Below are 21,812 nucleotides of genomic sequence, written 5' to 3'. Positions count from 1 at the left end.
CTGCGGGGCTAGAAGCCGAGCTTGCGCAACTGCCTCGGGTCCCGCTGCCAGTCCTTCGCCACCCGTACGTGCAGGTCGAGGTAGACCCGGCTGCCGAGCAGTTCCTCGATCTGCTGCCGGGCCCGGGTGCCGACGTCCTTGAGCCGGCTGGCCTGGTGACCGATCACGATCGCCTTCTGGCTGGGCCGTTCCACGTAGACGTCGGCGTAGATCCGGATCAGCTTGTCCTCGGGGACCATCTCCTCGACCACCACCGCGATCGAGTGCGGCAGTTCGTCGCGTACGCCCTCCAGCGCCGCCTCCCGGATCAGCTCGGCGACCAGCACCTGTTCCGGTTCGTCGGTGAGCATGTCGTCGGGGTAGAGCTGCGGCGACGGCGGCAGGTAGCCGGTCATCACGTCGACCAGGGTGTCGACCTGGTGTCCGGAGACCGCGCTGACCGGGACCACGGCCGCGAACTCGCCCATGTCGTTGACCGCGAGCAACTGCTCGGCCAGCCGCTTCTTGTCGACCAGGTCGGTCTTGGTGACCACGGCGATCACGCTGGCCTTCAGCTCGGCCAGCTCGCCGGTGATGAACCGGTCGCCGCGCCCGACCGGCTCGTTCGCCGGCACGCAGAGGCCGATCACGTCGACCTCGCTCCAGGTGGACCGGACCAGGTCGTTGAGGCGCTCGCCGAGCAGCGTACGGGGACGGTGCAGGCCGGGGGTGTCGACCAGGACGAGCTGGGCCTCCGGCCGGTGCAGTACGGCCCGGATGACGTGCCGGGTGGTCTGCGGCTTGCTGGAGGTGATGGCGATCTTCTGGCCGACGATCGCGTTGGTCAGGGTCGACTTGCCGGCGTTGGGCCGTCCGACGAAGCAGGCGAAGCCCGCCTTGTACGGCTGCCCGTTGGTCCCGTCCGCCCCCCGGATCCCGCGCGGGGTCGGCATCCGGCCGCTCACGCGAGCACCGTGCCGAGCAGGGTGCCGTTCGGGGCGGCGACGTGGATCGGCGCCTCGGCGGCCAGGTCGCGTACGGCGGCGTGTCCGGCACCGTCGAGGGTCGACGCCTCGGTGACAACCGCGGCGGCCTCCAGCCGGCTGGCACCGGCGGCAGCCGCGGAGGCGACCGCCAACTGGAGGGCGGTGATGGTCAGCGAGGGCAGGCTGACGCTGGCCGCGGCGTACGTCCTGCCGTCCTGGTCGCGTACGGCCGCTCCTTCCACCGCGCCGATCCGGGCGCGGGCGCCCCGGGCCAGGACGACCAGCTTGGCGTCCTCGGCGCTCAACTCGGCGGACACGTCGGCGGAGCCGATCGGCCCGGCCGGTGCGGCGGCGGATACGGCGTACGACTCAGGCATCAGCGGGTTGCCTCTCCTCGGATCGGTCTTGTTTCTGCTTCTGGGACTTGCTCTGTTCGGGGTTCCGGCGGGACTCGCGGTCGCCGCCGTCGCTCCGGTTCGCCGGGTCGTCCTTGTCGCCGGTGGCGAGCCGGCTGACCAGCACCGAGTCGATCCGGTTGCGCCGCCCGGTGGTGCCCTCGGCGATGAGTCGCAGGCCACCGAGTTCGGCGGCGGCACCCGGGATGGGCACCCGACCGAGGGCCTGGGCGAGCAGGCCGCCGACGGTCTCGACCTCGTCGGCGGGAAGTTCCACGTCGAAGATCTCACCGAGGTCCTCGACCGGGAGCCGGGCGGTGACCCGTACGTCGCCGCCGTCGAGGCGTTGCACCGGCGGGCGTTCCACGTCGTACTCGTCGGTTATCTCGCCGACGATCTCCTCGAGGATGTCCTCGATGGTGACCAGGCCGCCGGTGCCGCCGTACTCGTCCACGACGATCACCAGGTGGGTACGGGCGGCCTGCATCTCGGAGAGCAGGTCGTCCACCGGCTTGGACTCCGGTACGAAGGTCGCCTCGCGCATCAGCTCGGAGACCGGGACCTCCTCGGCGGCCGGGTCGCCGCCCTGGGTGCGCCGGATCAGGTCCTTGAGGTAGAGGACACCGAGGACGTCGTCGACGCTCTCCCCGATCACCGGGATCCGGGAGAAACCGGAGCGCAGGAACAGCAGCATCGCCTGCGGCGGCTTCTTGTGCGCCTCGATCCACACCATCTCGGTACGCGGGACCATCACCTCGCGGGCGATGGTGTCACCGAGGGCGAAGACCGAGTGGATCATCTGCCGTTCGCCGTGCTCGACCACGCCCCGCTGCTCGGCCAGGTCGACCAGCTCGCGCAGCTCCACCTGGGTCGCGAACGGACCCTCGCGGAACCCCCGACCGGGGGTGACCGCGTTGCCGATCAGGATCAGCAGCGAGGCGAGCGGGTTCAGGGCCCGGCCCAGCCACCGCACCAGCGGCGCGCTCGCCCGGCCGACCGCGTACGCGTGCTGCCGGCCGATGGTGCGCGGCGCGACGCCGACGACCACGAAGCTGACCACGGTCATCGCACCGGCGGTGACCAGTGCCGCCCGCCAACCGGCACCGAAGGTGTCGACCGCGACGAGGGCGACCAGGGTGGTCGCGGTCAGTTCGCAGAGCAGTCGCAGCAACAGCAACAGGTTCAGGTGCCGGACCGCGTCGGCGGCGACGATCTGGAGCGTACGCGCGCCGCGTGCCCCGTCGCGGGCCAGCTCACCGGCACGGGCCGGGGAGACCGCCGCGAGCGCGGCCTCGGTCATCGCGAAGAGCCCGGCGAGCACCACCAGGGCGGCACCGAAGAACAGGAGTTGCAGATCGGGCAGGCCGGCGGCGGTGGCGCCGGCGGCGGCTAAGTGGTCCGGCATCACTGGGCCCGCGCTGCTCGCCAACCGGAGAGGAGCTTGGCCTGCAGTGCGAACATCTCGCGCTCCTCCTCCGGCTCCGCATGGTCGTAACCGAGCAGGTGCAACACCCCGTGCACGGTGAGCAGGTGCAGCTCGTCGGCGGCCGAGTGGCCGGCGGTGGCCGCCTGCTTGGCCGCCACCTCGGGGCAGAGGACGATGTCGCCGAGCAACGCCGGCTCACCGCCGCTGACCTCGCCGGGGCCGTGGTCGACGCTGCCCTCGTCCATCGGGAAGGCGAGTACGTCGGTCGGACCGTCCCCGCCCATCCAACGGTGGTTCAGCTCCGCCATGTACTCGATGTCGACGAGCAGCACCGACAGCTCGGCGAGGGGGTTGACCCCCATCTCGTCCAGGGCGTAGCGGGCGACGGCGAGCACCGCGTCGGTATCGACCTCGGCGCCCGACTCGTTGGCGATCTCGATGGACAACTTGTTCCCCTGCTGCTCTCTTGGGCTGCTGGTCTAGCGGCGCCGGCTGGCGCGGCCACCCTGTGCGGTAGTTCCGGGCACGGCGTGCACGCCCTGGGCCTGCTTCGCCTCCCGCTCGGCGTCCCACCGGGCGTAGGCGTCGACGATGTCGCCGACCAGTCGGTGACGTACGACGTCCGAGCTGGCGAGCTGGGCGAAGTGGACATCCTCCACGTTCGCCAGGATGTCGCGGACGACCCGCAGGCCGCTGGTGGTGCCGCCGGGCAGGTCGACCTGGGTGATGTCACCGGTCACCACGATCCGGGAACCGAACCCGAGTCGGGTGAGGAACATCTTCATCTGCTCGGGCGTGGTGTTCTGCGCCTCGTCCAGGATGATGAACGCGTCGTTGAGCGTACGACCCCGCATGTACGCCAGCGGCGCGACCTCGATCGTCCCGGCCTGCATCAGCTTCGGGATCGAGTCCGGGTCGAGCATGTCGTGCAGCGCGTCGTAGAGCGGGCGCAGGTACGGGTCGATCTTCTCGAAGAGGGTGCCGGGCAGGAACCCCAGCCGCTCCCCCGCCTCGACCGCCGGCCGGGTCAGGATGATCCGGTTGACCTGCTTGGCCTGGAGTGCCTGGACGGCCTTTGCCATGGCGAGGTAGGTCTTGCCGGTACCGGCGGGGCCGATGCCGAAGACGATGGTGTGCCCGTCGATCGAGTCGACGTAGCGCTTCTGCCCGAGCGTCTTGGGGCGGATGGTCCGCCCGCGCCGGGACAGGATGTTGAGGGTCAGCACCTCGGCGGGGCGCTCGGCGGTGCCCTGTTCGAGCATGCCGACGGTACGCCGGACGGCGTCGACGGTCAGGGTCTCGCCCTTCTCGATCAGCTCGAGCAGCTCGGTGAAGAGCCGCTCGGCGAGCGCGTTGTCGGCCGGGGCACCGGTGATGGTGATCTCGTTGCCCCGTACGTGTACGTCGCTGTTGATCGAGCGCTCGACCAGGCGGAGAACCTCGTCTCCGGGCCCGAGCAGGTTAACCATGATCTGCGAGTCAGGAACGGTGATCCTGGTCTGCACCCGGGCCTGGCCGGGAGGTGGGGTACCGGTCATAGGTCGGGCCCGGCGGGCCCCACGCCACCTGCTCTCGATCTCATGGCCACGCCCTGATGGCGCAGCGTACGGACGACTTTCCCATCGTATCTGCTCAACGCCGACAGGGCGCCGCCCATTTCCCCACCTGGCGCCACACCTGTCGACATCACGGCTGACGTTCGGTGACGGCCCGGAAGTCGAAGCCGTCGAAGGTCTCCTGGGACCGGGTGAACCGGTACGTCGCCCAGTGCATTCGTACCACCGTGCCCCGATCGTCCCTGGTCAGCCGGAGCAGTTCACCCGTCTCCCGCCCCGAGACCGTACGCAGCACGTCCGGCCGGTCCGGCAGCGGGACGAAGATCGACGGGGGCCACCCGGCCGGGGCGTCGGCACCCCGGGCCTGGAGGGTTCCGTCGTGCCAGCCGAAGACGTACTCGTACCCCTCGCCCCACCAGCGGCCGAGCATGCCCCGGTAACGCTCGGGAGCGGGCTCGCCGGGCGCCCAGGCGACGATCTCGGCCGGGTCGTCGGCGACGGCGGCGTCGAGGAGGCGGTGCGGCAGGTCCAGGATCGCGCTGGCCGTACCGGACGAGGCGAGCACCGCGGCACCCATCGCGCCCGGCGTACCGGGTCCGCCCCGGCGGCCGTAGACGGCGGCCAGGAAGCCGGGCATGGCGCCGTCGTGCCCGACGTGCACCACCCGCCGCGCCTGCCCGGTCACCGGGTCCGGCTGCGGGACCATGATCAGCCCGAGCCCGAAGGTGCGGTGCCAGAGCGTCTGGTCGGTGACCGTGAGCGGCCAGCGCATCTCGTCCAGGGTGTCGGGCCGCAGCACCGCTCCCGCCGGGTCGACCCCGGCGGGGTCGGCCAGGAAGGCGCCCCACCGGGCCATGTCCGGTGCGGTGCTCCAGAGCTGTGCGGCCGGGGCGACCGCGCCGAAGTCGGTGGGCGGCTCCGGGTGGGCGTGGTCGGAGTAGGTGTCGACCAGGAATCCGGTCGCGGCGGTCGGTGCCGGGACGAGCGTGGTCGCGGACAGGCCGAGCGGGTTCAGCACCCGGTCGGCCAGCACCTCGGCCCAGGTGCCGCCGCGCAGCCGGGCGACCGCGTGGCCGAGCAGGGCCAGCCCGAGGTTGGAGTAGTGGTAGCGGCGGGCCGGCGGCAGCACCCGCTCGGCCCGGTCCAGCTCGGCGAGGAGTTCGTCCACGGCGGGCGCGCGCAGGGTGTCCCAGACGTCGCCGTACGGCTCGCGTTGCAGCCCGGCGGTGTGCGAGAGCAACCGGCGTACGGTCAGCTCGCCGTGCGCGGGCAGGTCGAGGTGGGTCCCGATGGGGTCGTCCAGGTCGAGCAGGCCCTCGTCGCGGGCCTGCATCACCAGTACGGCGGTGAAGGTCTTGGTCACCGAGCCGATCCGGAACGGGGTCTGCGGACCGAGCGGGGCGTTGTTGCCGGTCCCGCCGACCGCCAGGGTCCAGAGCGGGCGGTCGGCCCGGTGCAGTGCCACCGAGAGCGCCGGCACCCGCTCCTCCGCCTGGACCTGCCGGGTCATCCGCGTCAGTCGCCGGCCCACCTCGGTCATCGAAGCCAACCCTCCGCCGCCGCCGTCAAGATCACGCTGATGATATCGGCGGACCGGCCGGGACCACACCAGCCAGGCGTTATCTACTCCGGGTAGCGTGGAACCGGCAAGACGATCACCCACAGTCAATTTCGCCCCTCCGTCGAACTTTCCGGCCGGCTCCCGCATCCAGTCCCGGAAGAGGTGTGCGAGAGAAGGAGACAGGTGTGGTTTCCACCCCGGAGTCCGATGCCGACCTGGTACGGGCCGCCCAGTCCGGCGATCCGACCGCGCTCGGTCTACTGGTGTCGCGGCACCAGGCGGGCATGCAGGCGGTGGCGTTGAGCCTGCTCGGTTACGGACCGGACGCCGAGGACGTGGTGCAGGACGCCGTCCTGGTCGCGCTGAGCCGGATCGGGGAACTCCGCGACCCGTCGGCGGTCGGCCCGTGGCTGCGGGCGGTCGTACGCAACGGTGCCCGGATGCGGCTGCGCCGCTCGCGTACGGTCCCGGTGGCCGATCTGGAGGCGCTCGCCCTGCCGGCCGCCGATCCCACCCCGGAGGACCTGCTGGAGGGCCGGTCGATGCGGGACTGGGTCTGGCACGCGATGGGACAGTTGTCGGAGCCTGTCCGCCTGGTGACCATGTTGAGGTATTTCAGCGACGTATCGTCGTACGACCAGATCGCCGCCCTGTGCGGGATCCCGGTCGGGACCGTACGCAGCCGGTTGAGCCAGGCCAGGAGCAAGCTCGCCACCGCCCTGCACGAAACGGCGAGCCTGGCCCACGACGACGCCGCCGCGCTGACCGCCGCCCGCCGACGCGAGGCGGAGGAGGCGCTGGTGACCGCCGGCCGGGGTGAGTTCTCCGACTTCGTACGGGAACACTGGACACCCGACGCCCAGTTCGTCGCCCCGGACGGTCAGGTGGCCGGCGGTCGCGAGTTCGCCGTCCGGGCGATGGACCGTGACCTCTCCGCGGGCGTACGGCAGCGGATCACCAACGTCGCGGCCAGCGGCGACGTGATGATCTGGGAGGCGGACCTGATCAGCCCTCCGGACGACCCGACCCACTGCCCACCCGGCGCGGTCTGGCTGCACACCCTGCGCGAGGGACGCACCGCCCGGATGCGCCTGTTCCACCCCCGGCCGGCACTGGCCGCCGCCTGACCCGCCGGAACACCTTCCCCGGCCGATCGAACTTTTCCGCCGCTGCGGCATCTCGTAGGCGACAGCTCAGGATCGCCTTCGACAGGCCACAGTTCGGGGAGAGATCATCCGATGGGTTCCACCACCACCGCCGGCGCCCTCACCGCCGGCACGCACGAGATCGACATCGACGGCGTACGGCAGGTCTACCACGTCGCCGGCACCGGACCGGTCTGCATCGTGCACTCCGGCGGCCCGGGGATCGAATGGGCGTACCTGCGGATGCCCACGCTCGAAGAGCATTTGACCATGGTCTACCTGGAGCCGGTCGGCACCGGGGCGTCGGGTCAGCTCGCCGACCCCCGCGACTACCGTCTCGACACCTACTCCCGGTTCCTGCACGGGGTGGTCGAACACCTCGACCAGGAACGGGTGCTCCTGCTCGGGCACTCGCACGGCGGGTTCGTGATCCAGCGCTACGCCCTGGACCACCCCGACCGGGTCGCCGGCCTCATCCTGTACGACACCTCGCCGGTCACCGGCGCCGGGTTCTGGGCCGAGGCGATGGCGGGTGTCCAGCGTTACGTCGAGCGGCACCCCGACCGTCCGGAGGCGGCGGACGTCGCCGTGGCGTTCCAGGAGACGCCGGCCGAGCCGGACGACAACTGGGTCAGCACCAAGTTGCAGCGGATCCTGCCGGTCTACTTCGCTGACTACTGGGGCCGCGAGAGCGAGTACGCACCGATGCGCGCCGCCGTACGCGGCTGGCTCGGCCCGCAGCTCGGTGAGGAACCAACCCCGTTCGACGTACGCGACCAGCTCGGCTCGATCACCGCACCGTCCCTGGTCATCGTCGGTGAGCACGACTTCATCTGCGGTACGCGGTGGGCCACCATGCTGCACGACGGCATCCCCGGCTCCCGGCACGTCCTGCTCACCGACAGCGGCCACTTCGGCCACCTCGAACAGCCCGAGGAGTTCACCCGAGCCATCGTGGAATTCGTCGGCTGACCCACAGGGGCCGGTTGCCCCGGCCGGCGGTCAGCCGGCCAGCATCGGGCCGAGTGGGGCGCCGCCGAGCAGGTGCGCGTGGGCGTGGAAGACCTCCTGGCCGCCCCACTGCCCGGTGTTGAAGATCAACCGGAAGCCGTCCAGGGTCAGCCCCTCCTGCTCGGCCACGGTCGCCGCCGTCTCCAGCAGCGCGCCCGCCAACTCCGGGTCGGCCTGGGCCAGCGTCGCCACATCCACGAAATGCTCCTTCGGGATCACCAGGATGTGCACCGGCGCCTTCGGCGAGATGTCGCGGAAGGCGAGCATCGTGTCGGTCTCCCGGACCACGGTCGCCGGGATCTCGCCGGCCACGATCCGGCAGAACAAGCAGTCAGTCTCCACCCACGGCATGGTATGCCTCCGGGGGATGATGATGGGCGTGACAGGACGAGCGGTACTGGTGACCGGGGCCTCCCGGGGAGTCGGACGGGCGGTGGCGACCGCGTTCGCCGAGGGCGGGGACCGGGTGGCGATCCACCACCGGGAGTCCGCCGAACTGGCCGAACAACTCGCGGCGGCGCTGCCCGGCACCGCCCACGTCGTGGTCCAGGCCGACCTGACCAACCCCGAAGCCGTACGCCGGATGGTCGACGACGCCGCTGCCCGGCTCGGCGGGCTCGACGTGCTGGTCAACAACGCCGGGCAGTCCACCCCGCACCCGATCACCGAGACCACGTACGAGCAGTGGCAGCAGCACTGGCGACAGACCATCGACCTGAACCTGGTCGGGGCGGCCAACGTCACCTGGTGCGCGGTCCAGCACCTACGGGCACGGGGCGGCGGCCGGATCGTCAACGTCTCCTCCCGGGGCGCCTTCCGGGGCGAGCCGAACCACCCCGCGTACGGCGCCAGCAAGGCCGCGCTGAACTCGCTCAGCCAGTCGCTCGCGGTGGCACTGGCCCCGTACGGCATCGCGGTCGCCGCCGTCGCGCCCGGCTTCGTGGAGCCCGACCTGACCAACGAACACATCAAGGTCCCCCGCAACGAGGCGATGCGGGCACAGAGCCCGTTCAACCGGGTCGCCCGCCCCGAGGAGATCGCCGCCGCCGTCCACTGGCTGGCCTCACCGGCTGCGGAATGGGCCTCCGGCACCATCATCGACCTCAACGGCGCCTCGTACCTGCGTTAAGGAAGTGCCCTGAGCCTTCCGGTCGGGGGCTGGCGGGGACAGGGACACTGGCACCGCCAGTCCCGGTACGGGCGGGTGTCCGGCTGGTCGATGCACTCGTGCAGGACACCGGCCGCTTCGCGGTTCTTGCACCGGATGCAGACCTGCGCGATGTCCTCCACTAATCCGCCCCCCGCCTCGGCACCGTCCATCCGTAGAACCGGGTGAACACCTCGGACGGTTCCGGAACCGAGTCGTCCGGGTTCGGGTTCAACTTGTAGAGGTCGTTCAGGCAGTCCAGGTACAGCGACGCCAGGAACAGGCTCAGCGACAGCGGCATCCCGTGATATCCCGCCAGCAACTCTGTACGTGCCGCCTCGCAGGGCCAAGGCTGACCACACGCCGTACAGCCCCAGTGCGGTCGGCCAGCGATATGCATCGGCCCCGTCACCATCTCGGGTCTGCCATGTCCGGCAGGCCGTCCAACCTCGGGACGAACCCCGGCAGGTAATGGTCCTGCACCGCGAGGGACACATCCCCACCTGTACGGGAGTCGGTGGCGACCAGGGCGATCCAGTTTCCCCTAATGGGGGTCACGCCGTTGGGAAGGCTGACCACCGTACCGATGAACCCGTGCGGCGAGACCTCGAAATTCCCCATCGTGCCGATCAGGTACCCGCCGCTTCCCACTCTCACCTCGTCGCCGGGCTGCACCAGGGGCCGGGCGCTCATCGGTGCGCCCCCTTCACGTCACGGACCAACTCGTGCCCACGGATCCGGCGGGGTCGGGGACAGAAGAGGGACGTCAGGGACCTGAGGATGGTCATCCATCTATGCGAACACAGTCAATCGCTACCGTCAACCCCTAGGGTGAGTACCGTCCCGATTGACAGTAGTCACCTGCTGCGTTCTCTAGCGTCAGGTTCGTGGATCTGGACCTCGTTGGCTTGGATGAGATACGCGAGCTGCTCGGTGGTATCTCGAAGCAGCGCGCCGCGATCCTTGTCAATCGGAAGGGCTTCCCTGACCCGGTCTTGACTCTGAAGATGGGTCGAATCTGGGCCCGAGCGGACATCCAAGCCTGGCTCAAGGCAAACCGACCGCCAGTAGACGAGTAACTGAGCGTCGATCTCGTACATCGTTTTTGATGTGCGTACACAATGCCGCTCAGTTAGGGCGGTGGGTGGTCGGGTGACGCCGGATGGTCACGGCGGCGTGGCGGAACATGGAACAACGGAACTACCGGTATGACTGTCGATCGACCAAGAAAGACCGTCTGTCCCGGGAGTTCCGTTGTCGGTTCAGTTTGCCATGCCCGCGATGAGTGGCCCAGCCCGCGATCACATCGATCTCGGGGTGTTGACCAGTACCGTCCCACCCGACCTGGTCGACGAGGTCATCGAGACCACCGGCTGCCGGGAACAACGACGCCGGGTCCTACCCGCCCGGGTGGTGATCTACTTCGTACTCGCGTTAACACTGTTCAGCGCCGCCGACGGCTACCGCCCACCGGGATACCGGGCCGTCCTACGGATCCTGGTCCTACGGTGGCGGGGCCTGTGTCAGGGATGCGTGATCGCGTCGAGCTCAGCGTTGACCCAGGCCCGGCAGCGACTCGGCGTCAAGCCCTTCCACCTGCTCTTCGACCGGGTCCGTGACTCCACCAACACCCCCACAACCGGCTCGACCTACGCCTTCGGTCGACGTCTCGTCGCATGGGACGCCACCACCCTCCCCGCCCCGGACACCCCCGCCAACGCCACCGAATTCGGCTACCACGGCCAAGCCCGCAAACCCACCAAAAAACAAGTGGACAGCTACCTACGCCGGCTCGGCAGCACCCCACTGATCCGACTCATGACACTCATCGACTGCGGCACCCACAGCATCATCGACGCCGCCTTCGACGGAGTCGTCACCTCCAGCGAACCCGCCCTCGCCCGGCGGCTCCTCGCCTCACTCACCCCCGGCATGCTCCTCCTCGCCGACCGGAACTTCACCAGTCACGACCTGTGGTCACACGCCACCGCCACCGGCGCCGACCTCATCTGGCGAGCGAAGAAGAACCTCCAACTCGTCCCCACCACCCACCTACCCGACGGCTCATTCCTCGCCACACTCCCCACCAGACGCGAGACCGCCCGCCTCAACGGCGCCCGCGCCCGCGGCCGCGCACCCCAACCACCACGCCACGGCCACCAAATCCGCGTCGTGGAATTCACCATCACCACCACCACCGGCCAAGACACCCGAACCGACGAATACCGGCTACTCACCACCCTGCTCGACCACCACCACGCCCCCGCGCAACAACTCGCCACCCTCTACCAACAACGCTGGGAATCAGAAACCCACTACAGCTTCCTCAAACCCCGCCTCATCGGCACCAACACCACCCTCCGCTCACACACACCCACCGGCATCACCCAAGAGATCTACGCACTCCTCATCACCTACCAAGCCCTCTGCCACCTCCGCACCGAAGCCGCCACCACCGCCAACCACGACCCCGACCACATCTCCTTCACCCTCACCCTCCGCACCGCCCGCACCGCCCTCCACCAACCCCCCACCCACCACACCCGCAACCACACCATCACCGACATCCTCAACGAACCACCACTCACCAGACGCCACCGCACCTACCCCCGCCAACGACGACCAACCGCCACCCCCTACCCCACAAAACCCCGCCACCAACCCCGACCACCCACCCACACCCACCACCACATCACCATCACACCCAGCCAAACCACCACCAAAATCACCAACCAACGCCTTAACTAAGCGGCATTGTGTGCGTACATCAAAGACGATGTACGAGATGAAGGCGTTGATTTCTCCGGACGAGCAATGCCGCCACCGAGGCAGCCCCGGCAGTGCTTTCCCCCAGCCCACCCGACGTCAACGCAGACGGCGTGCGGGGATGGTCGATCGCTGGCAGGATCGATCGGAATCGACCTTCAGGGGGCGGCGCGATGACGGCAGCGGCGACAACTTCGGTGACCGAGGCGGCGATCGAGCGGGCGTTGGGCGTGCTCGATCTGGAGGCGAAGGTACGGCTGCTGTCCGGTCAGGACTGGTGGACCCTGCCCGCGCTCCCGGAGATCGGGTTGCGTTCGCTGGTGATGTCCGACGGGCCGATCGGCGTACGCGGGATCGGGTGGGCGCCGGACGATCCGTCGGTGGCGCTGCCGAGCCCGACCGCGCTCGCCGCCACCTGGGACCCGGAGTTGGCCAGGGAAGCCGGTCGGCTGCTCGGGCAGGAGGCGCGACGCAAGGGCGTACACGTGCTGTTGGCGCCGACGGTCAACCTGCACCGCAGCCCGCTCGGTGGCCGGCACTTCGAGTGCTACTCCGAGGATCCGCTGCTCACCGGCGAGATCGGCGCCGGGTACGTGACCGGGGTGCAGGACCAGGGCGTCGGCACCACGGTCAAGCACTTCGTCGCCAACGACTCCGAAACCGACCGGTTCACCGTTGACGTACGGGTGTCGGAACGGGCCCTGCACGAGCTGTACCTTGCCCCGTTCGAGCGGATCGTGGCCGCCGGGGCGTGGGGCGTGATGGCCGCGTACAACGGGGTCAACGGCTCCACGATGACCGAGCACGCCGAACTCCAACACGGGCTCCTGAAAGAACGCTGGGGCTTCGACGGGTTCATCGTCTCCGACTGGACCGCCGCCCGGTCCGCGGTGGGCACCGCCAACGGCGGGCTCGACGTGGTGATGCCCGCACACGGTGACCCGTGGGGACCGGAGCTGGTCGCCGCCGTACGCGCCGGCCGGGTCGCCCAGGACGTGATCGACGACAAGGTACGGCGGGTCCTGCGCCTCGCCGCGCGGGTGGGCCTGCTCGACGGCGTACCCCCGGCGGTGGAACCGGCCGACCGGCCGGCGCCGCTGCACGGACCGGACGTGGCGCGTCACATCGCGACCCGCTCGTTCGTGCTCGCCCGCAACGAGGGGGCGGTGCTGCCGCTGGACCGGACCACGCTGCGCCGGGTCGCGGTCTCCGGTGCGCTCGCCACCGACGCCCGGATCCTCGGCGGTGGCAGCGCCCAGGTCGTCCCGGAGCGGATCGTCTCCCCGCTGGCCGGGCTGACCGCCGCGCTGCCGGGCGCCGAGGTCACGTACACGATCGGCGCCGATCCCCGGCCGAAGCTCCCGGCGGCCACCGGCGCACAGTGGTCCCCGATCACCGCGACCCTGCGCGGAGCCGGCGGCGAGGTGCTCTACCGGGCCGAACTCGGCACCGCGATCGTCCGGTGGATGGGCGGCCTGCCCGACGGGGTCGACCCGGCCGACCTGGCGTCGGTGGAACTGACCGCCCGCCACACCCCACGGACCGGGGGCGAGCACCAGCTCTCGATCGACGGGTTCGGGATGTTCAACCTCACCGTCGCCGGCACCGCGATCTTCGACGGGCCGGTCTTCGACGAGGACCAGGACCCCACGGTCACGTTCTTCGCCCCGGTCGAACGGCGTTTCCCGACCACCATGCGCGAAGGCGAACCGGTCGAGGTGACCCTCACCCTGCAGGTGGTCGAGGGGATGGCCGGTTTCGTGCAGTTCGCCCTCGGTCACGCCGAACCGACCGCCGACGCCGACGAACTGCTCGACGCGGCGGCCCGCGCCGCCGCCGAGGCGGACGTCGCGGTCGTGGTGGTCGGCACCACCGAGCAGGTCGAGTCGGAAGGCTTCGACCGGACCACCCTGGCCCTGCCCGGCCGCCAGGACGAACTCGTGACCAGGGTCGCGGCGGCCAATCCGCGTACGGTCGTCGTGGTCAACGCCGGCTCACCGGTCCTGATGCCGTGGGCCGACGAGGTGGCGGCGATCCTGCTCACCTGGTTCCCCGGGCAGGAGGCCGGCGCCGCGCTCGCCGACGTACTGCTCGGCGGGGCCGAACCGGGTGGGCGACTGCCGACCACCTGGCCCCGGCACGCCGACGACGTACCGGTGCTCTCCACCACCCCGGTCGACGGCAAACTCGACTACGACGAGGGCGTGTTCGTCGGCTACCGGGGGTGGCGGGCCGACCCGCTGTTCCCGTTCGGCCACGGCCTCGGCTACACCACCTGGTCGTACGAGTCGCTGACCGTCGAACCCGACTCCAGCGGTGATGGCCTGGTCGCGGTGGTGACGGTGCGCAACAGCGGGACGCGTACCGGGCGTGAGGTGGTGCAGGTCTACGTCGGCCCGTCCGACCCCGACCCGGAGCGCCCGACCCGGCAACTCGCCGGCTTCGCCACGGTCACCGCCGCACCCGACGAGACGATCACCGTACGGGTGCCGCTGGCCGCCCGTACGACCCAGATCTGGGCCGGTCAGTGGTCCACCGTTCCCGGTCGCTACACCGTGGAGGCGGCCCGGGGCGTCGCCGACGTACGCCTGACCGCCACGGTCGACGTCACCGGGTAGGCCGTACCCGTTACCAGCGCCCCAGTCGGGCCGACAGGACGGCGAGTGCCGCCACCCCTGCGGTCGACGTACGCAACACCGCCGGACCGAGTCGTACCGTCCGCGCACCGGCGGACTCGAACGCCGCCACCTCGGCCGGGGTGATGCCACCCTCCGGCCCCACGACCAGCACGATCTCCCCGGTCGACGGCAGGTCGACAGCGGAGAGACCGACCGTCGCCTCCTCGTGCAGCACAAAACCGGCCGCCGCCCCGGTGATCCGGTCCACCACCCGCCCGGTCGACTCGTCCGGTGCTCCGGCCACCACCGGCAACCACGGGCGGCGGGCCTGCTTGGCCGCCTCCCGCGCGGTCGCCACCCACTTCTCCCTGGCCCGGCCGCCCCGCTCGCCGCGCCACTGCACCACCGAACGGGACGCCGCCCAGGGCACGATCTCGTCCACCCCGACCTCGGTCATCGCCTGCACGGCCAACTCGCCCCGGTCTCCCTTGGCGATCCCCTGGACCACCACGAGTCGCGGGTCGGGCGCGTCGGCGTACGCGAAAGAGGCCACCCGAAGCTCCAGGGTGCCCCGGCCGACGGCGGTCACCGACGCGGCGGCCGTGCCGCCCTTCCCGTCGGCGAGCAGCAACTCCTCGCCGACCCGCAACCGCTGCACGGTGGCCGCGTGATGCCCCTCCGCCCCACCGAGCGTGAACGACTCCCCCACAGGCAGGGCTTCCACCAAAAACAACGGCACCGACACGCCCCCAGGCTAACCGCCCACCCCACCCCGCTCACCGCCCCCGCTATGGCCCCTCTTGTAGAGAAAGAGTGGCTACCCCCGAAGGAATAGCCACTCTTTCTCTACAAGTGCGCGAACCACGGGCCCCGGCGCGGGTCAGTGGCCGTTGAAGGCGTCTCGCATGCGGGAGAAGAAGCCGCCCTGTTTGCTCAGCTCGGCGACCTCCTCCCCTCTGGTCTTGGCGAAGTCGCGGAGCATGCGCTCCTGATCGGCGTCGAGCTTGGTCGGCGTACGGACGTCCAGGTGGACGAAGAGGTCACCCCGTCCGGTGCCGCGCAGGTGCGGTACGCCACGGGCGCGCAGCCGCAGCGTGCTGCCCGGTTGGGTGCCCGGCTTGACGTCGACGGGTTCGTCGCTGTCCAGCGTCTTGATGGTGAGCCGGGTGCCCAGCGCCGCCGCCGTCATCGGCACGGTGACCCGGCAGTGCAGGTCGTCGCCCTTGCGGGAGTAGACGTCGTGGACGCGTTCGTGGATCTCGACGTACAGGTCACCGGCGGTGCCGCCGCCGGGGCCGACCTCACCCTGCTGGGCGAGCCGGATCCGCATGCCGTCCTCGACCCCGGCCGGGATCTTGACGGTCAGCGACCGGCGGGTACGGACCCGCCCGTCACCGGCGCAGGTCGGGCAGGGGTGCGGGATGACGGTGCCGTAGCCCTGGCAGACGGTGCACGGCCGGGACGAGACGACCTGGCCGAGGAACGTCCGCTGGACCGACTGGACCTCGCCCCGCCCACCGCACGCCTCGCAGGTGGCGAGGTGGGTGCCGGCGGCGGTGCCCGCACCGGCGCAGGTGGTGCAGAGTACGGCGGTGTCGACGGTGATCGGCGCCTCGACGCCGAACGCCGTCTCGTTCAGGTCGAGTTCGAGACGCAGGATGGCGTCGGCACCCGGACGCGTACGTGGACGGGGCCCCCGGCTGCCGCCCGCGGCACCGAAGAACGCGTCCATGATGTCCTGGAAGCCGACGAACGGGCCGGCACCGCCGGGTCCGGCGCCACCGCCGCCACCGCCGGGGGCCAACGGGTCCCCGCCGAGGTCGACGATCTGCCGTTTCTGGTCGTCGGAGAGGACCTCGTAGGCGGCGTTGATGTCCTTGAACTTCTCGTGCGCCTCCGGATCCGGATTGACGTCCGGATGGAACTGCCGCGCCAGCTTTCGGTAGGCGCGCTTGATCTCGTCGTCGGAGGCCTCCCGGCTGACGCCGAGAATCCCGTAGTAGTCCTTGGCCACTGTGTTCCGTGTCCCCATGTCAGTCGTGCCGTCCGCCGGTGTCGTCAGGTCAGCTTGTTGATCAGTTCCGTACCGGTGCCGCCCGCTGCACCGTTGCCCGTCAGTTCTGTGCCAGTAGGTCGCCCACGTATCGGGCGACGGCGCGTACGGTCGCGATGGTGCCGGGGTAGTCCATCCGGGTCGGCCCGAGCACCCCGAGCCCGCCGAGGATGTTGCTGCCGGTGCCGTACCCGGTGCTCACCACCGAGGTGGCGCGCAGGTTGTCGATCTCATTTTCGTCGCCGATCCGAATTCGGAGCGTACTGGGTTCGACCTCGCCGAAGAGCTTGAGCAGGATGACCTCCTCCTCCAGCGCCTCCAGAATCGGTCGCAGCGAGCCCTGGAAGTCGAGCAGCCCGCCTCGGGTCAGGTTGGCGGTCCCGGCGAGGGCGATCCGTTCCTCGTGTCGCTCGACGAGGGTTTCCAGCAGGACGGTCGCCAGCGTCGCCATGGCCGGACGCAGGTCGGGTGTGACCTCGTCGACCAGTGCCTGGACCAGCGGCGGGGTGTCGGAGAGCCGGCTGCCGACGAGCTTCTCGTTGATCAGCCGGCGCAGGTCGGTCACGTCGTCGGCGAGCAGCGGCGCGGGCATCTCGACCAGGCGCTGTTCGACCCGACCGGTGTCGGCGATCATGACGAACATGAGCCGGGTGGTGGAGATCGGCACCAGTTCCAGGTGGCGCACGGACGAACGGGCCAGGCTCGGGTACTGCACCACGGCGACCTGCCGGGTGAGCTGGGCGAGCAGCCGGACCGTACGGTGCACCACGTCGTCGAGGTCGACGGCGCCGACCAGGAAACGTTCGATGGCCCGGCGCTCGGCCGGGGTGAGCGGCTTGACCCGGGAGAGGCGGTCGACGAACAGTCGGTAACCGCGGTCGGTGGGCACCCGGCCGGCACTGGTGTGCGGCTGCCGGATGTAGCCCTCTTCTTCGAGCACGGCCATGTCGTTACGGACGGTGGCCGGTGATACGCCCAGTTGGTGCCGCTCGACCAGGGCCTTGCTGCCGACCGGCTCCTGGGTGGAAACGTAGTCCTCCACGATCGCGCGCAGCACGTCGAGCTTGCGGTCGTCGAGACCCATCCTCACCTCCCTGCGACCGGGTCGGTGCGAGCACCCGGCCCACCAGTCTGGCACTCGACTGTAACGAGTGCCAGTCTACGACGTGGGCCCGACCGGTTGCGATGATCAATCGCGAGCCCGGCCGGAGATCTTGAGTGATCTGGTGGACGGTAACCGACCCCCTGTCGGCATAACAGCTTCAGTCGGCAATTGTCCAGTGAAGTCACTCGTGGTAGTTGGCGTCGTTTGATCGATACCCCTACCGTGACCCCATGACTGAACCACCCCGCCCTCCCGGAGAGGGCGGCCCCGGCGGTTACCCGCCGCCGGAACCGCCGACTACTCCGTTCACGTCGCCGGGCTCGTACTCGAGTCCGGACGAGGCGCCCCCGCCCGGTTACGGGCCGCCCCCGGCCGCCCCGCAGTACGGCGCGCCGAGCGCACCCCCGCCGGCCGGCGGCTACCCCCCGCCCGGCGGCTACCCCCCGCCGGGTGGCTATCCCCCGCCGGGTGGCTACCCGCCGCCCGCCGGCGGTGGCTACCCGCCGCCCGGTGGCTACACCCCCGGTTACAACCCTGGCGGCTACCCCCCGGGCGGCGGCTATCCGGGCGGCCCGGCTCCGACCGGTTACGCGAACAGCGACGAGAAGACCTGGGCCCTGATCGCGCACTTCGGTGGCATCGCCGTCGGCTTCGTCGCCCCGCTGATCGCGCTGCTCGCCAAGGGTGACAGGTCGCCGACCGTACGGGCACACGCGGTCGAGGCGCTGAACTTCCAGATCACCTGGGCGATCGTCATGCTGATCGCGGTCATCCTCGGGATCTGCACCCTCGGCCTGCTCCCCCTCATCGTCTGGATCGTGATCATCGTGTTCTCGGTGATCGGCGGCCTCCGGGCGAACGAGGGCACCCTCTACCAGTACCCGATGACGTACCGCCTGGTGAAGTAAGCCATCGGGCGAGCATGATCCGCTGGCTCGGGGCGGTCCGGACCGGCCCGAGCCAGCGCCCGCCCGACCGGGGGTCAGGGCAGCAGGTCGCGTACCACGGCGTCGGCGAGCAGCCGGCCCCGCAGGGTCAGCACCGCTCGTCCGGCCGCGTACTCGGGACGGCTCAGCAGACCGTCTGCCAGGGCCCGTTCCGCGCCGACCCGACCGGCGTCGTCGAGCCCGGCCAACGGCAGTCCCGAGTCCAGGCGCAGCCGCAGCATCACGTCCTCCACGTGCTGATCGTCCCCGGTGAGCAGTTCCCGGGCGTGGCCGGGAGACTCACCGGCGGCCAGGCGGGACGCGTACGCGGTGGGGTGTTTGACGTTCCACCAGCGCACGCCGCCGACGTGGCTGTGCGCCCCCGGCCCGAGGCCCCACCAGTCCCCGCCGGTCCAGTAGAGCAGGTTGTGCCGACACCGGGCGTCGGCGGTGCGGGCCCAGTTGGAAACCTCGTACCAGGAGAAACCCGCCGCGCCGAGGGCGGCCTCCGCGGCCAGGTAGCGGTCCGCCGCCACGTCGTCACTGGGGTACGGCAGCTCGCCGCGCCGCATCCGACCGGCCAGCCGGGTGCCGTCCTCCACGATCAGGGCGTACGCGCTGACGTGGTCCACCCCCGCCTCGGTGACCGCCGCCAGCGACGCGGCGAAGTCGTCGGCGGTCTCGCCCGGCGTCCCGTAGATCAGGTCCAGGTTCACGTGGTCGAAGCCGGCGTCACGCGCCTCCAGGGCGGCCTGGACCGCCCGACCGGGGGTGTGCCTGCGGTCGAGCAGGGCGAGCACCCCGGCGGCGGCGGACTGCATGCCCAGGGAGATCCGGGTGTAACCGGCGGCCCGCAGCGTCTTGAGCGACTCCGGGGTCACCGACTCCGGGTTGGCCTCGGTGGTGACCTCCGCGTCGGCGGCCAGCCCCCAGGTCCGGTCGATCCCCTCCAGGATCCGGGCCAGCTCGTCGGCGGGCAGCAGGGTCGGGGTGCCGCCGCCGACGAATACGGTGTCCACCCGGCGCGGCGGGGCCTCGCCCAGCACCCGCCCGGCCAACGCCAGCTCGGCCAGCACCGAATCGGCGTACCCGTCCCGGCCGCCACCACCGAGTTCGGTGGCGGTGTACGTGTTGAAGTCGCAGTATCCGCACCGGCTGGCGCAGAAGGGCACGTGCACGTAGACCCCGAACCCCCTGTCGCCGACGGCGGTCAGGGCGGTACGGGGCAGCGAACCGTCAGCGGGTACGGGTTCACCTTCGGGGAGGACGCCGGGCATGCGACTAGTGTGCCGGCATGACCGCAGCCCCCGACACGCTCGTCCGGGTGTCGACCGCACCCGGGGTGACCACGCTCACGCTGGACAGCCCGCACAACCGCAACGCGCTCTCCACACCGCTGATGACCCAGCTCCTCGCCGCACTGGACGACGCTGTGACAGACGACACAGTACGCGCGGTGGTCCTGTCACACACCGGGCCGGTGTTCTGCTCCGGTGCCGACCTGAAGGAGACCGCGGCGGCGTTCAGCACCGGCGCGGTGCCGGCCGGCAAGCTCGGCGACGTACTCGCCGCGGTGCGGGAGTGCCCGAAACCGGTCGTCGCCCGGGTGGGCGGGCCGGCCCGCGCGGGTGGGCTGGGTCTGATCGCCGCCGCCGACATCGCCGTCTGTACGTCCGAGGCGACCTTCGCCTTCACCGAGGTACGGATCGGGGTGATCCCGGCCGTGATCTCCGCGACCGTTCTGCCCCGGTTGCAGCCCCGGGCCGCCGCCGAGCTCTACCTGACCGGTGAGACCTTCGACGGGGACCGGGCCGAGCGGATCGGGCTGGTCAGCCGGGCGGTGCCGGCGGACGCGCTGGACGAGACCGTGGCCGCGTACTGTGCGGCGCTGGTCCGGGGGGCACCCGGCGCCCTGGCCGGGACCAAGGAGCTGCTGCGTCGACCGGCCGCCACGGACCTGCGGGCCGAACTCGCCGAACTCGGTGCCCTGTCGACCCGGTACTTCCTCTCCGAGGAGGGACGGGAGGGAATCCTCGCGTTCCGCGAGAAACGGCCCGCTCGTTGGGTACCCGGGGCCTGAGCAGCAACGCGCGATGTCAGGCGCCGGTACGGAACCGGTGAAGGACCGATGAGCACAGGATTACCGGGAAAACAAGGCTGGCCGAGAGTACGGAGTCGGGACGTACGCTAGGCCCTGTTCGCCGATCATCCCCGGCCCACGACGGGCCGGCGGACCGGCACAGACGGGGTCGGCCGACGAACGAGCAAGGGGTGCGGGTGCGGACTCAAGCGATGGTGGCGGCTGGCGTGGCGCTCGCGGCGGTTGCCGCATTCGGGGTCTACCTGGGCTCGCGCGAAATCGTCGGCAAGCTGCCGCTGCCGTCGGCGGTGCGCGGCTGCACCGTCGAGGCCGACGGCCGGGTCAACCTGAACCCGGAGCAGATGGCGAACGCCGCGACCATCGCCGCGATCGGCGCCAAACGCAAGATGCCGGAGCAGGCAGTGGTCGTCGCCCTCGCCACCGCGTTCCAGGAGTCCAGGTTGGAGAACCTGGCCGGCGGGGACCGTGACTCGGTCGGGCTGTTCCAACAACGCCCGAGCCAGGGTTGGGGCACCCCGGAGAAGATCCGGGACCCGCGGTACGCCGCGGACAAGTTCTACGCCGCGTTGAAGAAGGTCAAGGGCTGGGAACAGATGCGGGTCACCGACGCCGCCCAGCGGGTGCAGCGCTCGGCGTTCCCGGAGGCGTACGAGAAGTGGGCCGACGAGTCGGCCGTACTCACCAGGGCCCTGCTGGGCAACGCGACCGGCGCCGTCGCCTGCACCGTCGGCGACGAACCGCTGCTGCGCGGCGCCGCCGCCGCGACCGCGCTCACCACCGGGCTGAACCTGGACTGGGGCAAGTTGCAGACCACGGTGCCGGCCGAGCTGACCGGCCTCGCGGTTCCCGCGGCCAGTGTCCAGACCGGTTGGCGTTACGCCCACTGGCTCGTCTCGCACGCCGGCGACAACGGGGTGAAGCGGGTCAGTTTCGAGAATCTGCAGTGGACCGCCGACGAGGGCTCGTGGCATCCGATCACCGACGGGTCGGCCAACTCGGCGCTGGTCGTGGCCGAGGTCTACGCCGAGGGATAGCGG

21 protein-coding genes are annotated in these 21,812 nt (G+C 70.6%); 8 read left to right on the top strand and 13 right to left on the bottom strand.

What is annotated here, in order from left to right:
• Positions 1-8: 8 nt before the first annotated feature.
• The 6 genes from era to OIE47_RS21165 all read right to left on the bottom strand — a co-directional run bounded on the left by era (position 9) and on the right by OIE47_RS21165 (position 5,882).
• Positions 9-932 (bottom strand): GTPase Era, encoded by a 924-nt coding sequence (gene era / locus OIE47_RS21190; RefSeq protein ID WP_326563187.1) that lies wholly within the window; start codon positions 930-932, stop codon positions 9-11.
• Positions 933-940: 8 nt separating this feature from the next.
• Entirely contained in the window at positions 941-1,342 is a 402-nt protein-coding gene (locus OIE47_RS21185) for a cytidine deaminase (protein ID WP_326556278.1), read from the bottom strand.
• The gene (locus OIE47_RS21180; RefSeq protein WP_326556277.1) at positions 1,335-2,765 is read right to left on the bottom strand and encodes a hemolysin family protein; all 1,431 of its coding nucleotides are present in this window, start codon (positions 2,763-2,765) and stop codon (positions 1,335-1,337) included. The genes OIE47_RS21185 and OIE47_RS21180 overlap by 8 nt, the downstream gene beginning before the upstream one ends.
• A complete protein-coding gene (gene ybeY, locus OIE47_RS21175; RefSeq protein ID WP_326556276.1) occupies positions 2,765-3,232 on the bottom strand; it encodes an rRNA maturation RNase YbeY in 468 nt (155 codons plus the stop codon). The genes OIE47_RS21180 and ybeY overlap by 1 nt, the downstream gene beginning before the upstream one ends.
• Before the next feature lie 33 nt (positions 3,233-3,265).
• Complete coding sequence (locus OIE47_RS21170; protein WP_326556275.1) at positions 3,266-4,324, bottom strand: PhoH family protein; 1,059 nt, start codon at positions 4,322-4,324, stop codon at positions 3,266-3,268.
• 148 nt (positions 4,325-4,472) lie between these two features.
• A complete protein-coding gene (locus OIE47_RS21165; protein ID WP_326556274.1) occupies positions 4,473-5,882 on the bottom strand; it encodes a serine hydrolase in 1,410 nt (469 codons plus the stop codon).
• Positions 5,883-6,088: 206 nt separating this feature from the next.
• Here OIE47_RS21165 and OIE47_RS21160 point away from each other — a divergent pair, with 206 nt between their 5' ends.
• Both OIE47_RS21160 and OIE47_RS21155 read left to right on the top strand, forming a co-directional pair.
• Positions 6,089-7,030 carry a sigma-70 family RNA polymerase sigma factor gene (locus tag OIE47_RS21160; protein WP_326556273.1) on the top strand — a complete coding sequence of 314 codons (942 nt, stop codon included), beginning with the start codon at positions 6,089-6,091 and terminating at the stop codon, positions 7,028-7,030.
• 111 nt (positions 7,031-7,141) lie between these two features.
• Positions 7,142-8,020 (top strand): alpha/beta fold hydrolase, encoded by an 879-nt coding sequence (locus OIE47_RS21155; protein WP_326556272.1) that lies wholly within the window; start codon positions 7,142-7,144, stop codon positions 8,018-8,020.
• Positions 8,021-8,050: 30 nt separating this feature from the next.
• Here OIE47_RS21155 and OIE47_RS21150 read toward each other — a convergent pair whose 3' ends face one another.
• Positions 8,051-8,410 carry a histidine triad nucleotide-binding protein gene (locus tag OIE47_RS21150; RefSeq protein ID WP_442791976.1) on the bottom strand — a complete coding sequence of 120 codons (360 nt, stop codon included), beginning with the start codon at positions 8,408-8,410 and terminating at the stop codon, positions 8,051-8,053.
• Positions 8,411-8,432: 22 nt separating this feature from the next.
• On the opposite strand from OIE47_RS21150, the gene OIE47_RS21145 reads away from it, so the two are divergent.
• Positions 8,433-9,188 carry an SDR family NAD(P)-dependent oxidoreductase gene (locus tag OIE47_RS21145; protein ID WP_442791975.1) on the top strand — a complete coding sequence of 252 codons (756 nt, stop codon included), beginning with the start codon at positions 8,433-8,435 and terminating at the stop codon, positions 9,186-9,188.
• A 160-nt stretch (positions 9,189-9,348) separates the two neighbouring features.
• Here OIE47_RS21145 and OIE47_RS21140 read toward each other — a convergent pair whose 3' ends face one another.
• Both OIE47_RS21140 and OIE47_RS21135 read right to left on the bottom strand, forming a co-directional pair.
• Positions 9,349-9,507, bottom strand: a complete 159-nt coding sequence (locus OIE47_RS21140; RefSeq protein ID WP_326556269.1) for a hypothetical protein — start codon at positions 9,505-9,507, stop codon at positions 9,349-9,351.
• A gap of 107 nt (positions 9,508-9,614) precedes the next feature.
• A complete protein-coding gene (locus tag OIE47_RS21135) occupies positions 9,615-9,899 on the bottom strand; it encodes a hypothetical protein (protein WP_326556268.1) in 285 nt (94 codons plus the stop codon).
• A 588-nt stretch (positions 9,900-10,487) separates the two neighbouring features.
• On the opposite strand from OIE47_RS21135, the gene OIE47_RS21130 reads away from it, so the two are divergent.
• Together OIE47_RS21130 and OIE47_RS21125 are read left to right on the top strand one after the other, a co-directional pair.
• Complete coding sequence (locus OIE47_RS21130; RefSeq protein WP_326556267.1) at positions 10,488-11,954, top strand: IS4 family transposase; 1,467 nt, start codon at positions 10,488-10,490, stop codon at positions 11,952-11,954.
• 191 nt (positions 11,955-12,145) lie between these two features.
• Complete coding sequence (locus OIE47_RS21125; protein WP_326556266.1) at positions 12,146-14,590, top strand: beta-glucosidase family protein; 2,445 nt, start codon at positions 12,146-12,148, stop codon at positions 14,588-14,590.
• A 10-nt stretch (positions 14,591-14,600) separates the two neighbouring features.
• Here OIE47_RS21125 and OIE47_RS21120 read toward each other — a convergent pair whose 3' ends face one another.
• From OIE47_RS21120 to hrcA, 3 genes are all read right to left on the bottom strand, one after another.
• Entirely contained in the window at positions 14,601-15,335 is a 735-nt protein-coding gene (locus tag OIE47_RS21120) for a 16S rRNA (uracil(1498)-N(3))-methyltransferase (RefSeq protein WP_326556265.1), read from the bottom strand.
• Between the two features lie 135 nt (positions 15,336-15,470).
• The gene (gene dnaJ / locus OIE47_RS21115) at positions 15,471-16,604 is read right to left on the bottom strand and encodes a molecular chaperone DnaJ (RefSeq protein ID WP_326563186.1); all 1,134 of its coding nucleotides are present in this window, start codon (positions 16,602-16,604) and stop codon (positions 15,471-15,473) included.
• 100 nt (positions 16,605-16,704) lie between these two features.
• Positions 16,705-17,727, bottom strand: a complete 1,023-nt coding sequence (gene hrcA, locus OIE47_RS21110; protein ID WP_326556264.1) for a heat-inducible transcriptional repressor HrcA — start codon at positions 17,725-17,727, stop codon at positions 16,705-16,707.
• Positions 17,728-17,978: 251 nt separating this feature from the next.
• Between hrcA and OIE47_RS21105 the strand changes: the two genes are divergently transcribed.
• Positions 17,979-18,656: a DUF4870 domain-containing protein gene (locus tag OIE47_RS21105; RefSeq protein WP_326556263.1), complete on the top strand. Its 678-nt coding sequence runs from the start codon at positions 17,979-17,981 to the stop codon at positions 18,654-18,656.
• Positions 18,657-18,730: 74 nt separating this feature from the next.
• Here the strand turns inward: OIE47_RS21105 and hemW are convergent, their stop codons facing one another.
• A complete protein-coding gene (gene hemW, locus OIE47_RS21100) occupies positions 18,731-19,951 on the bottom strand; it encodes a radical SAM family heme chaperone HemW (RefSeq protein ID WP_326556262.1) in 1,221 nt (406 codons plus the stop codon).
• A 17-nt stretch (positions 19,952-19,968) separates the two neighbouring features.
• Between hemW and OIE47_RS21095 the strand changes: the two genes are divergently transcribed.
• Positions 19,969-20,754 (top strand): enoyl-CoA hydratase family protein, encoded by a 786-nt coding sequence (locus OIE47_RS21095; RefSeq protein ID WP_326556261.1) that lies wholly within the window; start codon positions 19,969-19,971, stop codon positions 20,752-20,754.
• A gap of 191 nt (positions 20,755-20,945) precedes the next feature.
• Positions 20,946-21,809: a hypothetical protein gene (locus tag OIE47_RS21090; RefSeq protein ID WP_326556260.1), complete on the top strand. Its 864-nt coding sequence runs from the start codon at positions 20,946-20,948 to the stop codon at positions 21,807-21,809.
• The last annotated feature ends 3 nt before the right edge of the window (positions 21,810-21,812 follow it).

It is taken from the genome of Micromonospora sp. NBC_01796, from assembly GCF_035917455.1.
In the GTDB taxonomy this organism is placed as follows: Bacteria; Actinomycetota; Actinomycetes; order Mycobacteriales; family Micromonosporaceae; genus Micromonospora_G.
Note: the sequence above shows the minus strand (reverse complement) of the source record. Positions and strands in the feature narration are given on the sequence as shown.

Coding starts and splice junctions, on each gene's coding strand:
- hrcA (WP_326556264.1), bottom strand. CDS start 17,727: ATGGGTCTCGACGACCGCAAGCTCGACGTGCTGCGCGCGATCGTGGAG.
- OIE47_RS21155 (WP_326556272.1), top strand. CDS start 7,142: ATGGGTTCCACCACCACCGCCGGCGCCCTCACCGCCGGCACGCACGAG.
- OIE47_RS21165 (WP_326556274.1), bottom strand. CDS start 5,882: ATGACCGAGGTGGGCCGGCGACTGACGCGGATGACCCGGCAGGTCCAG.
- OIE47_RS21125 (WP_326556266.1), top strand. CDS start 12,146: ATGACGGCAGCGGCGACAACTTCGGTGACCGAGGCGGCGATCGAGCGG.
- OIE47_RS21130 (WP_326556267.1), top strand. CDS start 10,488: ATGAGTGGCCCAGCCCGCGATCACATCGATCTCGGGGTGTTGACCAGT.
- OIE47_RS21140 (WP_326556269.1), bottom strand. CDS start 9,507: ATGCCGCTGTCGCTGAGCCTGTTCCTGGCGTCGCTGTACCTGGACTGC.
- OIE47_RS21105 (WP_326556263.1), top strand. CDS start 17,979: ATGACTGAACCACCCCGCCCTCCCGGAGAGGGCGGCCCCGGCGGTTAC.
- OIE47_RS21145 (WP_442791975.1), top strand. CDS start 8,433: ATGGGCGTGACAGGACGAGCGGTACTGGTGACCGGGGCCTCCCGGGGA.
- OIE47_RS21180 (WP_326556277.1), bottom strand. CDS start 2,765: ATGCCGGACCACTTAGCCGCCGCCGGCGCCACCGCCGCCGGCCTGCCC.
- OIE47_RS21150 (WP_442791976.1), bottom strand. CDS start 8,410: ATGCCGTGGGTGGAGACTGACTGCTTGTTCTGCCGGATCGTGGCCGGC.
- OIE47_RS21095 (WP_326556261.1), top strand. CDS start 19,969: ATGACCGCAGCCCCCGACACGCTCGTCCGGGTGTCGACCGCACCCGGG.
- era (WP_326563187.1), bottom strand. CDS start 932: ATGCCGACCCCGCGCGGGATCCGGGGGGCGGACGGGACCAACGGGCAG.
- OIE47_RS21185 (WP_326556278.1), bottom strand. CDS start 1,342: ATGCCTGAGTCGTACGCCGTATCCGCCGCCGCACCGGCCGGGCCGATC.
- OIE47_RS21170 (WP_326556275.1), bottom strand. CDS start 4,324: ATGACCGGTACCCCACCTCCCGGCCAGGCCCGGGTGCAGACCAGGATC.
- hemW (WP_326556262.1), bottom strand. CDS start 19,951: ATGCCCGGCGTCCTCCCCGAAGGTGAACCCGTACCCGCTGACGGTTCG.
- OIE47_RS21135 (WP_326556268.1), bottom strand. CDS start 9,899: ATGAGCGCCCGGCCCCTGGTGCAGCCCGGCGACGAGGTGAGAGTGGGA.